1 pseudogene is annotated in these 399 nt (G+C 66.2%); it reads right to left on the reverse strand.

The features are described from left to right. A pseudogene (locus tag AC5Y49_RS24855) lies at positions 1-399 on the reverse strand (pyridoxal-5'-phosphate-dependent protein subunit beta); the annotation flags it as partial.

Below are 399 nucleotides of genomic sequence, written 5' to 3' on the forward strand. Positions count from 1 at the left end.
GACGGGTTGCCAGTTCAGTAGCTGGTGTTGGTGGCAGTAGTCGTCGTTGTAGATGGTGTCGAAGTAGCGTTGCGGCCCGTCGGGAAACACCGCGGCGATGCGAGTGTCTTTGGCCAAGGTGCGCGCGGCCCAACCGGCTACCAGCGCGACGGCGCCCACGCTCCAGCCGCCGCTGGTGAAGTGGCTGGCGGCTAGGGTGCGCGCGGCCCAGACGGCTTCGGCCGGGCCGACCCAGTGGACTTCGTTGAAGGCGTGGTAGTCGATGTTGCGCGGATAAATGCTGGAGCCCAGTCCGCGCATGAGCCGGGTGGTGGCGGGTTGGCCGAAGATGGTCGAGCCGATGGTGTCGACGCCGATCAGTTTCATGTCGGGGTTGAATTGGCGCAGCACCCGCGCCAC

It is taken from the genome of Mycobacterium sp. NGS62 (assembly GCF_059812285.1).